We start from the raw sequence: 12,886 nt of genomic DNA, 5'->3' as shown, positions 1-12,886 counted from the left end.
GCTTCTGTCGGCCAGCGGCCCGATCTGCCAAGGCCCGTTCCTGTCTCTGCCAGAATGCAGCGGTTGCACCAGGGACAGGAAGTTGACTCACTGTGAACAAACAAAAATCTTGCGGGATGACATGACGGATCAAGACCTGAATAAATCTGATTTTATTTATAAAAACAGTAGCTTTAGGCTTTCTGTGGCACCCATGATGGACTGGACTGACAGGCATTGTCGTTTCTTCCATCGCCAGATCTCGCATCACGCTCTGCTTTATACCGAAATGGTCACCGCCCCTGCGATCGTGCATGGCGACCGCTCCAAGCTTCTCGATTATAATACGCCCGAACATCCGGTGGCCCTGCAGCTGGGCGGGTCTGATCCAGCGGAATTGCGCGAGGCCACGCGGATCGCCAATGACTGGGGCTATGACGAGATCAATCTCAATTGCGGCTGCCCGTCGGATCGCGTTCAATCGGGGGCCTTCGGCGCCGTGCTGATGAAGACGCCCGAGCTGGTGGCCGAATGCGTGGCCGAGATGCAGGCCGTGGCCCATGCCGAGGTCACCGTGAAATGCCGCATCGGGGTAGATGATCAGGCCCCTTACGAGGTGCTCCCGCGTTTTCTCGAGACGGTGTCGGCCGCGGGCGTCACGCGCTTTACCATCCATGCCCGCAAGGCGTGGCTCCAAGGATTGTCGCCCAAGGACAACCGCGAGATCCCGCCGCTCGACTATCCGCTCGTCGAGCGGATGAAGGCCGAGTATCCGCATCTCAATATTTCGCTGAATGGCGGCCTTGCCACATTGGCTGCGGCTGAGGAGGCACTGGCGCGCGGGCTCGACGGCGCGATGGTCGGGCGCGCGGCCTATCACGAGCCGATGGAGATTCTTGGCGCGGCCGATCAGCGACTCTGGGGGCAGGGCGCGCCGCGCGATCCTTTTGAAATTGCGGAAACCATGGTGCCTTACATCGATAATCACCTTGCTCACGGTGGACGCTTGCATCAGATTACGCGCCATATGCTCGGCCTGTTCCATGGCAAGCCCGGCGCGCGGCGGTATCGCCAGATCCTGTCCGAAGGAGCGACCCGCACGGGTGCCGATAGTGCGCTTTTCGTTCAGGCGGTAGGGGCGGTGGCGCAGGCCATGCGCGCGCAGTCCGAGCAAGACTGACCGGTCCGTCACGGGCCTTTTGTAACACTCCGGAGCCACACGCGCCTATGACCGACCCTGCTACACTCATCCCGCTCGTTCTTATCCTGATCGCAACAGGGGCCTTTGCCGGTGTGCTGGCGGGGCTTCTGGGGGTAGGGGGCGGTATCGTACTGGTGCCTGCCTTTTTCTACCTGTTCTCGGCATTGGGCTATGGCTCGAACGACCTGATGCAGGTCTGCGTGGCAACCTCGCTTGCCACCATCATCGTGACGTCCTGCCGCTCTGTGCTGGCGCATAACAAACGCGGCGCGGTGGAATGGTCGATCCTGAAAGCATGGGCATGGCTGATTGCCATCGGTGCGCTGGTGGGCGTTCTTGTCGTGCATCAGCTAAGCACTTCCGCGTTGCAGGTCATCTTTGCGGTGATGGTCTTTGTGATCGCTATGTATATGCTCTTTGGCAAATCGACCTGGCGGCTGGCCGAGGAGATGCCGGGTCTCGGGCGCCGGATGATCTATGCGCCGCTGACGGGTCTGGTCTCGGTGCTGCTCGGGATTGGCGGCGGCTCGATCGGCACGCCGCTGATGACGCTGCATGGTGTGCCGATCCACCGTGCGGTGGCGACGGCCTCGGGGTTCGGGGTGATCATCGCCGTGCCCTCGGCCATCGGTTTCCTGCTGACCCCGGTCAGCGATGCGCCGCCCTATACGATCGGTGCGGTCAATATCCCCGCCTTCCTCATCGTGATCGCCACCACCACACTGACGGCCCCCTTGGGCGCCGCACTTGCGCATAAGCTGGACCCCAAGATGCTCAAGCGTGTCTTTGCCGTCTTCCTTGCTCTGGTCGCGCTGAACATGGCGCGCAAGGTGCTGTTCTGAGCGGGCCTGCGGGGATCATTTGATCCCCGCAGCCTTTGCCTTGTCCCAGAGGGCGTCCATCTCGGCCAGATCACTCTGCTCGGGCGTCTTGCCTGAAGCGCGCAGGCTGTCCTCGATATAGCCGAAGCGGCGGGTGAACTTGGTATTGGCCGCGCGCAGGCAGGCCTCGGGGTCGAGCTTCAGATGCCGCCCGAGATTGACCATCACGAAGAGCAGATCGCCATATTCCTCGGCCATCTCCTGAGGGCCCAGCTCGTCGCGCGCCTCGGCCAGTTCGTCGGCCTCTTCCGCGATCTTGGCGAGAACATCGCCGATATCGGACCAGTCAAAGCCTACCCGTGCGGCGCGTTTTTGCAGCTTGAGCGCACGGGTCAGCGCGGGCAGGGCCAGCGCCACATCATCCAGAACACCGGTGGGTTTCTCCGCGATCCCTTTGGCCGCGCGCTCGGCGGCCTTGATTTTCTCCCAATCGAGCGTCTGCTGGGCCGAGGATTTGTCACGGCTCTCGGTGCCGAAGACATGGGGATGGCGATGCACCATCTTGTTGTTGATGGCACTGAGCACCTGCGTCACATCGAAGAGCCCGCGATCCTTGGCGATCTGCGCGTGGAAGACCACCTGCAGCGCCAGATCACCCAGCTCGGCAGGCAGCTCGTCCCATGCCTCGCGCTCGATCGCATCGGCCACCTCATGCGCCTCCTCGAGCGTATAGGGCGCGATGGAGGCGAAATCCTGCTCGATATCCCAAGGGCAACCGGTCTGGGGATCGCGCAGGTTCTCCATGATTGCCATGAGTCGCTGGAACTGGTGGCCGGCCTGCTGTGTGTCATCGGTAATGATTGGATCATCGGGGCGGGCCATGGCGGAGCCTTTCTTTTTTACAGGGTCGTGGTCTTTATCCGGTCCTGCATTTGGAGAGTCCAGAGCGGGCGGAAGAATGCGATCAAAACGGGAACAAATTCACCTTGCGTTAAGCGGACCCTACTAGTGTCAACCATGAAGACCGCGCCAGCCAGGCGAGGTCGGGGGCCAGAAGTCTCCGGATATCGTGTGACACGAAGTGTCATCTCTTCGCTTGGCACAAGGTCGCATCATCCTCGAACGGGATGGAGCGGGGACGTGGTTGTTTGGGGTCCGTGATTTCGGGTCTTCTGGCGAGAGCCGCAACAATTGTGCACCAAGAAGGGATGACTGGTGATGTTTGCAGATGTGAAACCCCAGAACGGGCGCCTCGGGGGCCCGTCGGAACGACTGCCGATGACCGAGCTTGTCGCGCGCCATAGCTACCTGCGCGATCTGTCCGACAAGATGCTCTCCGAACAGGAAGCCCATTCGCTCGAACTGCAGCGCGAGATCGTTGCCATCGGAGAGGATGCGTCTCTGGGCGAGGGGGGGGCGGCGCGTAATGCCGATATCAAACTCGCCGAGATCGACGAGCTGGAGCAGGAGATCCGTATCATCGGCTATCAGATGGCACTGATCGAGGATGTAATCTTTGAGACCCCTCCGCGCGATGCGGCCGAAGCACTTTCTAAGCTGCGCTTTTTGTCTGGGCAGATGCAGGACGGATACGAGTTCTCGCCCGATTACTTTGCCAATGTGATGGAGGAATGCTCGGATCTGCTGTCCGAGACCGGCTTTGCCGGTGTCGATAGTGTCAGCGCCCTTCCTCATTGACCCTGCTTCAGGCGCCCTCGGGGGCGCCTTTTTCCATGCTTGCGGCGCCTATAGCCGTCTATGGCACTTGATCCGATTCTCTTCCTCGCAGAATCACGGTTGATCTCGCCTTTGTTTCCAGTTCCGAACCGATCTCATTTCTGGCCGTGCCTGTGTTGAAATGGGGCAAGGCCTGCCTGATTGGTAAATAAAGGGTAAAGATTTACCTCCGGATCTCGCCCGAAAATCGCCGCCTTATTTCTGCCATCCGATTTTAAATTCTAATTTACTGAAAATTATAAGAAAATTGGATGCGCCATCATGTTAACGATATTTAACCACCTGCCGGTCATCGTTAATGAATTGGTAACCAAGTGGGAAACAATGCCTTTCTTCCTCCCTCATTTGGCCAAGCGGACCCGCAATTATAGGGTCATCGGCAGCAAGACAGGGCTGGCTGCCACAGGCGAACAGAAGGACGAATACGATGCAGAACGCAGTCAACTTCCAGACCACCGGTGTTCCTCAGGCGGAGCGCAAGGACACCAAGTCGCTGATCGAGCTGATCCGCCGCTATGACTATATCGAGGGTCTGTGCGATCGCGTTCTGACCGAGCAGCAGGCCAAGATGTCGCGCTATCACCAGATGATCAGCGAAGAGCGCATCAAATCCGCCCTGCGTGGCACCATGGATATCCCGGAGCGTCCTCCCGTTCATACCAGCGAGACCGCAGAGATCGAAGAACTCGAGACCGAGGTCCGCATCTATCGCTACCAGCTCAACACGCTGGAAAGCGTAATCTATGAAACCGAACCTTCCAACCTTAAGGAAGCTCTCGCCAAACTGCGTTTCATCGCCCGCCTTGTGGTCGATGGCGTCGAATTCGAGAGTGATTTCTTTGCCTTCATGATCGAGGAATGCACCGATATCGCCGAGATGAGCGCGCAGGATATGGTCGGCGCAGAACGTGCCAAGCTGCAGACCATGATCAACCAGCAGACCCTCTGACCCTGCCTCGGGTGGTCAGATCACCCCTGTGACCACCCCATATCGCCGTGATCTTCCGCGACTGCGGGCGATGACACATCTTTCGCCGAGGATCCTGTCCGGGATCACCCCGCCCGGGGTTGGCAGCTCTCCCCCGGGTTTCACCCCCACCCACCCCGGACAGGAACTCCGCGCGCGCCAGAACGGCGCATGGGCCTCGGGCCAGCCGAAACTTTCCTGACATTTGCGTGTGAGCGTCGGATACATGATGTATTCCGGCGCCTTGTTCGTTACGAGGGCGGCAGAAACTTGCCAACCCTCCAAGGCCCCTATAGGGTGCGCGCCGGATACAAAGGCGCGTCTCGCGCCCTCTGGCCCTAAGGAAAGGACCCAAAGTCAATGTTCGCGACTCCCGCATATGCTCAGGCAGCTGGCGCAGCCCCCGGTGGTATGGCCGCTCTCGGTCAGTTTTTGCCGCTGATCCTGATCTTCGTCATCATGTATTTCCTGCTGATCCGTCCGCAGCAGAAAAAGGCGAAACAACACCGCCAGATGGTCGAAGCCCTGCGTCGCGGCGACGAGGTCGTGACCCAAGGCGGGATCATGGGCAAGGTTACCAATGTGCGTGAAGACGGCACCGTCGAGGTCGAGATCGCGGCTGGCGTGAAAGTGCGCGTTGTGAAGTCGACCATCGGTCAGGTTGTGTCCAAGACCGAACCCGCTGCTGAAGCGAAATAAGAACGAAGGCGCCGGCCATGCTGCATATCCCGCTTTGGAAGCGTATTCTCATCATTGCCCTATGTGTCATAGGGCTTGCGATGGCCGCGCCAAATATCTTCTATTCCAAGGTGGAGGGGCATAATGATGCGGTCTCCACCCTGGAAAAAACCGACGCGCTGAGCGATGAGCAGCAGGCGGCCATGGATGCATGGCCCAGCTGGCTGCCCAGCGGTCTTGTCAATCTGGGTCTCGACCTTCGTGGCGGGGCCCATCTTCTGGCCGAAGTCCAGCTTTCGGATGTGTATGCCGCGCGGATGAAATCGCTCTGGCCCGAGATGCGCACGGCCTTGGCCAAGGACCGTTCGACCATCGGCGCGATCCGCCGTGTCGAAAGCGCCGATGACGAGCTGAAGATCCAGATCGGCAATGCCGACCAGATCCAGACCGCCGTCGCTACCGCAAAAACCCTTGCATCCCCGATCACCTCGCTTTCGGGTGTGGGGCAGGATGACCTCGATATCTCGGGGCAGGGTGATATTATCACTGTCAAACTCTCGGATGCCGAGAAGCAGGCCACCGATGACCGGACGATGCAGCAATCGCTGGAAATCGTGCGTCGCCGGATCGATGCCGCGGGCACCCGCGAACCCACCATCGCGCGTCAGGGCTCCGACCGTATCCTCATCGAAGTGCCCGGCATCGGCTCGGCACAGGAGCTGAAGGATCTGATCGGCACGACCGCGCAGCTGAACTTCATGCAGGTCAACGGCACAACGCAGAATGCCGATGCGAGCGCCGGTCAGGGCAATATCCTCGTGCCCGATGCCGAGCGTGAGGGCCTCTATTATATCCTTGGCGACGTGCCGGTTGTCTCGGGCGACGCGCTGACCGACGCCAAGGCCGCCACCGACCAGAACGGCTATCCGGCGGTGAGCTTCCGCTTCAACACCACCGGTGCGCGCCAGTTCGGCGATTTCACCGCCAGCCATATCGGCGAGCCCTTCGCCATCGTGCTCGATAACGAGGTGATCTCCGCGCCCACAATCCAGACCCATATCGCGGGTGGTTCGGGCATCATCACCGGTAATTTCACCATCCAGCAATCAACCGATCTGGCGCTCCTGCTGCGTTCGGGCGCGCTGCCGGCCAAGCTGAACTTCCTCGAGGAACGCACCATCGGTCCGGAACTCGGCGCCGACTCGATCCGCGCGGGCGCGATTGCGGCCGTGGTGGGCCTCACGCTCGTCGTGGCCTATATGATCGCAAGCTACGGTCTCTTCGGAACCTTCGCCTCGGTGGCGCTCCTGATCAATATCGGGCTGCTCTTCGGCATCATGTCGATGATCGGCGGCACGCTGACGCTGCCTGGTATCGCGGGGATCGTGCTGACTATGGGCACGGCGGTGGATGCCAACGTGCTGATCTACGAGCGGATCCGTGAGGAGCTGAAGCGGGTCAAAGGCCCCGCCCGCGCCATCGAGATCGGTTACGAGAAGGCGATGTCGGCCATCATCGACGCCAATGTCACCACCTTCCTGACCGCCGTCATCCTCTTCGTTCTGGGTGCAGGTCCGGTGCGCGGCTTCGCCGTGACGCTGATCATCGGGATCGTGACCTCGGTCTTTACCGCCATCTGGGTGACGCGTCTGTTTGTCGTCACATGGTTCGGCCGCCGCCGTCCCAAAACGCTAGATCTCTGAAGGAGCGAAACCAATGGCATTCCGTCTCAAGCTCGTTCCAGACGAGACCAAGTTCGACTTTTTCAAACACCAGCTGATCACCTTCTGGGGCTCCATGGTGCTGATGGCGGTGGCGCTGGTCATCACCTTCGTCATGGGCCTCAATCTCGGTATCGATTTCCGCGGTGGCACCACCATCCGCGCCGAGAGCAGCGAGGAAGTCGATGTGGGCGCATGGCGTAACGCGCTGCAGTCGCTCGATCTGGGCGATGTGGTGATCACGCAGGTCTATGACCCGTCCTTCGATGCCGACCAGCATGTGGCCGAAATCCGTATCCAGGCGCAGGACGACGAGGGCTCGGTCAGCCCGCAAACCGTGTCCGCTATCGATACCGCGATCAAGGGCGTTGCACCCGATGTGAAATTCACCGCAACCGAATCCGTGGGCCCCAAGGTTTCGGGCGAGCTGATCAAGACCGCGATCCTGTCGGTCCTGGCCGCGGCCGCCGCGATCCTGATCTATATCTGGTTGCGCTTCGAGTGGCAGTTTGCCGTGGGTGCCGTGCTGGCGCTGCTGCACGATTTGCTGATCACCGTGGGCGTCTTCTCCCTCTTCCAGATCAAGTTCGACCTGACGATCATCGCGGCGCTTCTGACCATTCTGGGCTATTCGATCAACGACACCGTGGTGGTCTTCGACCGCTTGCGCGAGAACCTGATCAAATACAAGACGATGCCGCTGCGCGAGGTGATGAACATCTCGGTCAACGAGACGCTCTCGCGCACGGTCATGACCTCGGGCACCACGCTGCTGGCACTGATCTCCATGCTTGTGCTGGGCGGTGATGTGATCCGTGGCTTCGTCTTCGCGATGACCTTTGGCGTGCTGATCGGGACCTATTCCTCGGTCTTCGTGGCCAAAAATATCGTGCTGATGATCGGCCTGAACCGGACCGAGAAAAAAGATCCTGCCGAGGAATTCTTCGACAAGACCACCAAAGCCGAGACCAAGTAAGCGATAGGTGCCGCGATGCAGATGACCGAAGCCAGCTTTTCCGGAGCCCTGCCCATCGATGGATACGGGCCGGGGTTCTTCCGGATCGGCGGCGAGGTGCGTCGCGGCGCGCAACTGGTTTACGGGGCAGGGGTTGCCGATTGGGGCGGGTTCGAGGACCTTGATCCCATTCGCGCGCTGGTCGGCAAAATCGATGTGCTCTTTGTGGGCATGGGCGCCGATATCGCTTTTCCGCCCGCCGCGTTTACCGCCGCCATCGAGGAACTGGGCCTGATGCCCGAACCGATGTCGAGCCCCTCTGCCGCGCGCAGCTATAATGTTCTCCTGACCGAAGGCCGCCGCGTGGCTGTAGCGCTTCTGCCCATGCCGGGTGATCTTCCGCCCGAATTGCAGGGCTGAGATAATGGCTCTTCTCAGTGTCGAAGATCTCAGCGTCGCCCGTGCGGGGGTGCCGATCCTCTCGGGCGTTTCCTTCACCATGGATCGCGGTGAGGCGCTTGTTCTGCGCGGCCCCAACGGCATCGGCAAGACGACCCTTCTGCGCACCATCGCCGGATTGCAGCCGCCGCTTGGCGGGCAGATGTCGCTTGCTGCCGAGGCGATGGCTTATGCGGGGCATTCCGACGGGCTCAAATCCACGCTGAGTGTGACCGAGAACCTGACATTCTGGGCCGATATCTATGCGACGCGCAGGATCGATCATGCGCTGTCTTTGATGAATCTCGAGGCGCTGGCGGATCGCGCCGCCCATAGTCTGTCGGCGGGGCAGAAGCGCCGCCTCGGCCTTGCGCGGCTTCTGGTGACCGGCCGCCCGATCTGGGTGCTCGACGAGCCGACCGTCTCGCTCGATCAGGCATCGGTGGCGCTCTTTGCAGAGGCCATCCGCGCGCATCTTGTCTCGGGCGGCGCCGCTCTCATGGCCACCCATATCGATCTGGGTCTGCCCGAGGCGCGCGTGCTGGAGCTGGCGCCTTTCCGTGCCGATCCGCTGGCACCGCCTACCGGTCTGACCGGTGGCTTTGACGAGGCCTTCCTATGAGAGCACTCCTTCTTCGGGACTTGCGTCTGGCCTTCCGCGCGGGCGGCGGCTTCGGGCTTGGTCTGGCCTTTTTCCTGATCGTGGTCACGCTGGTGCCCTTCGGGGTTGGTCCGCAGGCCGAGGTGCTTGCCCGTATTGCGCCCGGCATCCTCTGGGTCGGCGCGCTTCTGGCCTGTCTCCTCTCGCTCGACCGGATCTTCGCGCTCGATTACGAGGATGGCTCGCTCGACCTTCTGGCCACCGCGCCGATGCCGATGGAGGCCGTTGTGTCCATGAAGGCCTTGGCGCATTGGCTGACCACGGGCCTGCCGCTGGTGATCGCCTCGCCCTTGTTCGGGTTGCTTCTGCATCTCGATCCGCAAGGCTATGTCTGGCTGGTGCTGGCGCTCCTTCTGGGCACGCCCGCGCTCTCGGTTTTGGGGACGTTCGGGGCCGCACTCACCGTGGGGATCAAACGCGGGGGGCTTCTGCTATCGCTTCTGGTGCTGCCGCTCTATGTGCCGACGCTCATCTTTGGTGCCGAGCTGGTGCGGCGCGGAGCGCAGGGTATGAGTGTCGAGGCCCCCGCCTTCGTGCTGGCAGGGATCACATTGGCGTCGGCGGCGCTGGTCCCGTTTGCATCTGCCGCGGCAATCCGCGTAAATCTGAGGTAAATCAAGGCCACCTGCGCCCGTGGCGGGCGAAAGGTAGCCCATGTCCGTTGAAAGGTTCCGCCACCGATGTCGATCTGGGAATACGCCAATCCGGTCAAGTTCATGCGAACGACCGATAAGCTGCTGCCATTCGTGGTGGCCCTCACGATCCTGACCCTCGTCCCGGGGCTGATCTGGGGCTTTTTCTTCACGCCTGCCGCCGATAATTTCGGCTCCAGCGTGAAGGTCATCTATGTCCATGTCCCCTCGGCGATGATGGCGATCAATATCTGGATCATGATGCTTGTGGCCTCGCTGATCTGGATCATCCGCCGCCACCATGTCTCGGCACTGGCGGCCAAGGCTGCGGCGCCCGTGGGGATGGTGATGACGCTGATCGCGCTGGTGACCGGTGCGATCTGGGGCGAACCGATGTGGGGCACATGGTGGGCATGGGATCCGCGCCTGACCTCCTTCCTGATCCTCTTCCTCTTCTATCTGGGCTATATGGCGCTCTGGGCCGCGATCGATAACCCCGACACTGCGGCCGACCTGACGGGCGTTCTGTGCCTTGTAGGCTCGGTCTTCGCGCTTCTGTCGCGCTATGCGGTGAATTTCTGGAATCAGGGGCTACATCAGGGGGCGACCCTGTCGATGGATCGCGAGCAGCATATCGCGGATGTCTACTGGTTCCCGCTTCTGCTGTGTATGGCGGGCTTCGGTCTGCTGTTCCTGACCCTTGTGCTGGTGCGCACCCGCACCGAGATCCGCCGCCGCAGGCTCCATGCACTCGAACAAAGGGAGCGGATGGTCTGATGCTCGATCTTGGCAAATACGAATATACGGTCCTTCTGAGCTGGGGCGCCTGCCTGGTATTGCTGGCCGTGGTGATCGGCGTGACGCTCTGGCAGAGCCGCCGTGTGAAGGCCGCTCTGGCGCGGCAAGAGGCGCGCATGGAGGAGATCCGCAATGGTTAAGCCTCTTATGCTGGCGCCGCCGCTGGTCTTTGCGGCCCTTGCGGGGATGTTCATCTGGGGCATGTCGCGGCAGGACCCGAGCCAGCTGCCCACGGCCTTTGCGGGCAAGCCGGCGCCCGAGGTGCAGCTGAGCGCCTTGGGGACGCTTCCCGAATTTTCCAGCGCCGATCTGAAAGACGGCAAGGTAAAGCTGGTGAATTTCTGGGCCTCGTGGTGCGCGCCCTGTCGGGTGGAACATCCCAATCTGGAATCGCTTGCCGGACAGGGGGTCCAGATACTTGGTGTGAACTATAAGGATAACCCAGATAAGGCACTGGCATTTTTGGATAGTTTGGGTAATCCTTTCGCCCGTGCCGGGCAGGATCCCGAGGGCCAGATGGCGCTTAACTGGGGCGTCTATGGCGTGCCGGAAACCTTTGTCGTGGATGGGGATGGGAAGGTGCTGATGCGCTATGCCGGCCCTCTGACCGATGATGTTATTTCCCAGAAAATTCAGCCGCTTCTGGGGCAATCCGAATAAACAGCGAAGCTTCAGAGGTTTTCTTCCGCGGCAGGATCGCTAGGGTCTAGGGATATGCCTTCGAAAGGAACTCTCATGAAGCTGTTCGTTTATGATCATTGTCCGTTCTGCGTGCGTGCGCGTATCCCCTTCGGTCTAAAGGACATCCCCCTCGATCTCGGGTTTCAGTTGAATGATGATGAAGAGACGCCGATCCGTATGATCGGGGCCAAAATGCTTCCCATCTTGCAAGATGATGGGAAGTATATGGGCGAGAGCCTTGATATTGTTCACTATCTTGATGCGCTCGACGGGCTTCCCGTTTTTGGGGGCGCGCCCGATCCAGCTTTGGTCGAGTGGCTGGAGAAATGGAACGATGTGATCAATGATCTGGTAATTCCACGCACCCCGGACCCGGTCTATCCGGAATTCGCGACCCCCGAAGCGATCGCCTATTTCACGCGCAAGAAAACCGCCACCTTTGGTGATTTCGATGGTTTGAAGGCCAGAACGCCGGAGTTGATTGCATCTCTCGAACTGGGGCTGGAGGCGCTGGTGCCGTTACTGCCGGATGCCGAGGGGGCCTCGATCAACGATATCCTGCTCTTTCCGGTTTTGCGGTCGCTTTCTGTGATGGACGGGATCCGCTATCCCGCCGCAGTCGATGCCTATCGCCACCGGATGGCTGAACGAAGCGGTGTGCCGTTGGTCAGTGCGCTTCGCGCGTCATGTTAAGTATTCCAAACCGGTTTGGAGGTTTTTCAAACGGGTTTGGATGCCCTTACCATGTAATTTTTCGATATGCCGATGGGCCTCACCGAGACTGTAGGGATTATCACGCGCATGGTCCTCAGGTTTTTTGCCATTATCGCCATCCAAAGCGCTTTGATTAGCTCTCAAAGCGCTTTGGGTTAGTTAATCCGATGCCGACCACCCGGTTGCATCTGCGCCCAATCCGGCCAAAGCCCGAGCCAATCGAGCCCCAGTATGAGCAGCGCACAGGCCGCGACGATCAGGACGATCCGCACCTGACGTTTGGAAGGAGGATGGCGAACCCATTTCGCCATCCGGAAGAACCAGATGAGGTTCATTGCACGTCATCCAGAAATCTAACCGTCCCGATATAGGGCAGGTTCCGGTGGCTCTGCGCGAAGTCCAGACCATAGCCGATTACGAACTCGTCGGGGATCTCGAAGCCGCACCAGTCAGCCTTCACATCGACCTCGCGCCGCGAGGGCTTGTCAAGCATCGCGCAGCAGGCGATCTTTCGTGGACCGCGTGCCCGCAGCATCTCCATGATCTTTGAGATCGTATGACCGGTATCGACGATATCCTCGACCACAAGCACATCCCGACCGCCGATATTTCCGCGTAAGTCCTTCAGAACACGAACTTCCCGTGAGGAGGTTGTCTCGTTTCCATAGCTTGACGCTTCGAGGAAATCGACCTCGCAGGGCAGGTCGATCTCGCGGATCAGATCGGCTATGAACACAAAAGATCCACGCAGAAGCCCTATCACCACCAGTTTGTCAGTGCCTTGGAAATGTTCGGTAATCTCGGCGGCCAGAGTTTCGACCCGTGCCGCGATCTGCTTGGCCGAGATAAAGGTTTCGATCTCATAGGGACGATCAGTCATCGTATTGCGCTCCTTTGCAGAGC

At 60.2% G+C, this 12,886-nt stretch carries 17 protein-coding genes; 14 read left to right on the top strand and 3 right to left on the bottom strand.

What is annotated here, in order from left to right; translation table 11 throughout:
- Window positions 1–121: 121 nt before the first annotated feature.
- The gene (gene dusA, locus VSX56_RS00305) at window positions 122–1,159 is read left to right on the top strand and encodes a tRNA dihydrouridine(20/20a) synthase DusA (RefSeq protein WP_350933991.1); all 1,038 of its coding nucleotides are present in this window, start codon (window positions 122–124) and stop codon (window positions 1,157–1,159) included.
- 47 nt (window positions 1,160–1,206) lie between these two features.
- A complete protein-coding gene (locus VSX56_RS00300) occupies window positions 1,207–2,022 on the top strand; it encodes a sulfite exporter TauE/SafE family protein (RefSeq protein ID WP_339112509.1) in 816 nt (271 codons plus the stop codon).
- 15 nt (window positions 2,023–2,037) lie between these two features.
- On the opposite strand, the gene mazG is transcribed toward VSX56_RS00300, so the two are convergent.
- Window positions 2,038–2,883, bottom strand: coding sequence for a nucleoside triphosphate pyrophosphohydrolase (mazG, locus tag VSX56_RS00295; protein ID WP_350933988.1), 846 nt, complete (start codon window positions 2,881–2,883; stop codon window positions 2,038–2,040).
- Window positions 2,884–3,219: 336 nt separating this feature from the next.
- Here mazG and VSX56_RS00290 point away from each other — a divergent pair, with 336 nt between their 5' ends.
- The 12 genes from VSX56_RS00290 (at window position 3,220) to grxB (ending at window position 11,962) form a co-directional block, all read left to right on the top strand.
- Complete coding sequence (locus VSX56_RS00290; RefSeq protein WP_339112510.1) at window positions 3,220–3,699, top strand: hypothetical protein; 480 nt, start codon at window positions 3,220–3,222, stop codon at window positions 3,697–3,699.
- Window positions 3,700–4,165: 466 nt separating this feature from the next.
- The gene (locus VSX56_RS00285) at window positions 4,166–4,687 is read left to right on the top strand and encodes a hypothetical protein (protein ID WP_350933985.1); all 522 of its coding nucleotides are present in this window, start codon (window positions 4,166–4,168) and stop codon (window positions 4,685–4,687) included.
- 378 nt (window positions 4,688–5,065) lie between these two features.
- A complete protein-coding gene (gene yajC / locus VSX56_RS00280; RefSeq protein WP_339112512.1) occupies window positions 5,066–5,404 on the top strand; it encodes a preprotein translocase subunit YajC in 339 nt (112 codons plus the stop codon).
- Window positions 5,405–5,421: 17 nt separating this feature from the next.
- Entirely contained in the window at window positions 5,422–7,086 is a 1,665-nt protein-coding gene (gene secD / locus VSX56_RS00275) for a protein translocase subunit SecD (RefSeq protein ID WP_350933983.1), read from the top strand.
- A 13-nt stretch (window positions 7,087–7,099) separates the two neighbouring features.
- The gene (gene secF, locus VSX56_RS00270) at window positions 7,100–8,080 is read left to right on the top strand and encodes a protein translocase subunit SecF (protein WP_350933981.1); all 981 of its coding nucleotides are present in this window, start codon (window positions 7,100–7,102) and stop codon (window positions 8,078–8,080) included.
- Window positions 8,081–8,095: 15 nt separating this feature from the next.
- On the top strand, window positions 8,096–8,479 hold the full coding sequence (locus tag VSX56_RS00265; protein ID WP_339112515.1) for an Mth938-like domain-containing protein: 384 nt from the start codon (window positions 8,096–8,098) through the stop codon (window positions 8,477–8,479).
- A 4-nt stretch (window positions 8,480–8,483) separates the two neighbouring features.
- Complete coding sequence (ccmA, locus tag VSX56_RS00260; RefSeq protein WP_339112516.1) at window positions 8,484–9,119, top strand: heme ABC exporter ATP-binding protein CcmA; 636 nt, start codon at window positions 8,484–8,486, stop codon at window positions 9,117–9,119.
- A complete protein-coding gene (ccmB, locus tag VSX56_RS00255) occupies window positions 9,116–9,772 on the top strand; it encodes a heme exporter protein CcmB (RefSeq protein ID WP_339112517.1) in 657 nt (218 codons plus the stop codon). Before ccmA ends, ccmB begins: the two co-directional genes overlap by 4 nt.
- A gap of 66 nt (window positions 9,773–9,838) precedes the next feature.
- Window positions 9,839–10,567 carry a heme ABC transporter permease gene (locus tag VSX56_RS00250; protein ID WP_350933978.1) on the top strand — a complete coding sequence of 243 codons (729 nt, stop codon included), beginning with the start codon at window positions 9,839–9,841 and terminating at the stop codon, window positions 10,565–10,567.
- Window positions 10,567–10,728 carry a heme exporter protein CcmD gene (gene ccmD, locus VSX56_RS00245; RefSeq protein WP_339112519.1) on the top strand — a complete coding sequence of 54 codons (162 nt, stop codon included), beginning with the start codon at window positions 10,567–10,569 and terminating at the stop codon, window positions 10,726–10,728. The genes VSX56_RS00250 and ccmD overlap by 1 nt, the downstream gene beginning before the upstream one ends.
- Window positions 10,721–11,248, top strand: a complete 528-nt coding sequence (locus tag VSX56_RS00240) for a DsbE family thiol:disulfide interchange protein (RefSeq protein WP_339112520.1) — start codon at window positions 10,721–10,723, stop codon at window positions 11,246–11,248. Before ccmD ends, VSX56_RS00240 begins: the two co-directional genes overlap by 8 nt.
- A gap of 75 nt (window positions 11,249–11,323) precedes the next feature.
- Window positions 11,324–11,962, top strand: coding sequence for a glutaredoxin 2 (gene grxB / locus VSX56_RS00235; protein ID WP_350933976.1), 639 nt, complete (start codon window positions 11,324–11,326; stop codon window positions 11,960–11,962).
- A 176-nt stretch (window positions 11,963–12,138) separates the two neighbouring features.
- Here the strand turns inward: grxB and VSX56_RS00230 are convergent, their stop codons facing one another.
- A complete protein-coding gene (locus VSX56_RS00230) occupies window positions 12,139–12,318 on the bottom strand; it encodes a hypothetical protein (protein WP_339112522.1) in 180 nt (59 codons plus the stop codon).
- Window positions 12,315–12,863, bottom strand: a complete 549-nt coding sequence (gene hpt / locus VSX56_RS00225) for a hypoxanthine phosphoribosyltransferase (protein WP_339112523.1) — start codon at window positions 12,861–12,863, stop codon at window positions 12,315–12,317. Before hpt ends, VSX56_RS00230 begins: the two co-directional genes overlap by 4 nt.
- Between the last annotated feature and the right edge of the window lie 23 nt (window positions 12,864–12,886).

Origin of the sequence: Thioclava kandeliae, assembly GCF_040297545.1 — a bacterium.
GTDB classification, from domain to species: domain Bacteria; phylum Pseudomonadota; class Alphaproteobacteria; order Rhodobacterales; family Rhodobacteraceae; genus Thioclava; species Thioclava kandeliae.
The sequence above is the reverse complement of the archived record's forward strand: the minus strand, read 5'-3'. Positions and strand labels throughout refer to the sequence as shown.

Bases quoted from the DNA above. Each gene is read 5' to 3' on its own strand.
- dusA (WP_350933991.1), top strand. From the start codon at position 122: ATGACGGATCAAGACCTGAATAAATCTGATTTTATTTATAAAAACAGT.
- secD (WP_350933983.1), top strand. From the start codon at position 5,422: ATGCTGCATATCCCGCTTTGGAAGCGTATTCTCATCATTGCCCTATGT.
- secF (WP_350933981.1), top strand. From the start codon at position 7,100: ATGGCATTCCGTCTCAAGCTCGTTCCAGACGAGACCAAGTTCGACTTT.
- VSX56_RS00290 (WP_339112510.1), top strand. From the start codon at position 3,220: ATGTTTGCAGATGTGAAACCCCAGAACGGGCGCCTCGGGGGCCCGTCG.
- VSX56_RS00250 (WP_350933978.1), top strand. From the start codon at position 9,839: ATGTCGATCTGGGAATACGCCAATCCGGTCAAGTTCATGCGAACGACC.
- grxB (WP_350933976.1), top strand. From the start codon at position 11,324: ATGAAGCTGTTCGTTTATGATCATTGTCCGTTCTGCGTGCGTGCGCGT.
- ccmB (WP_339112517.1), top strand. From the start codon at position 9,116: ATGAGAGCACTCCTTCTTCGGGACTTGCGTCTGGCCTTCCGCGCGGGC.
- VSX56_RS00285 (WP_350933985.1), top strand. From the start codon at position 4,166: ATGCAGAACGCAGTCAACTTCCAGACCACCGGTGTTCCTCAGGCGGAG.
- VSX56_RS00300 (WP_339112509.1), top strand. From the start codon at position 1,207: ATGACCGACCCTGCTACACTCATCCCGCTCGTTCTTATCCTGATCGCA.
- VSX56_RS00265 (WP_339112515.1), top strand. From the start codon at position 8,096: ATGCAGATGACCGAAGCCAGCTTTTCCGGAGCCCTGCCCATCGATGGA.
- VSX56_RS00240 (WP_339112520.1), top strand. From the start codon at position 10,721: ATGGTTAAGCCTCTTATGCTGGCGCCGCCGCTGGTCTTTGCGGCCCTT.
- ccmA (WP_339112516.1), top strand. From the start codon at position 8,484: ATGGCTCTTCTCAGTGTCGAAGATCTCAGCGTCGCCCGTGCGGGGGTG.
- yajC (WP_339112512.1), top strand. From the start codon at position 5,066: ATGTTCGCGACTCCCGCATATGCTCAGGCAGCTGGCGCAGCCCCCGGT.
- hpt (WP_339112523.1), bottom strand. From the start codon at position 12,863: ATGACTGATCGTCCCTATGAGATCGAAACCTTTATCTCGGCCAAGCAG.
- mazG (WP_350933988.1), bottom strand. From the start codon at position 2,883: ATGGCCCGCCCCGATGATCCAATCATTACCGATGACACACAGCAGGCC.
- ccmD (WP_339112519.1), top strand. From the start codon at position 10,567: ATGCTCGATCTTGGCAAATACGAATATACGGTCCTTCTGAGCTGGGGC.
- VSX56_RS00230 (WP_339112522.1), bottom strand. From the start codon at position 12,318: ATGAACCTCATCTGGTTCTTCCGGATGGCGAAATGGGTTCGCCATCCT.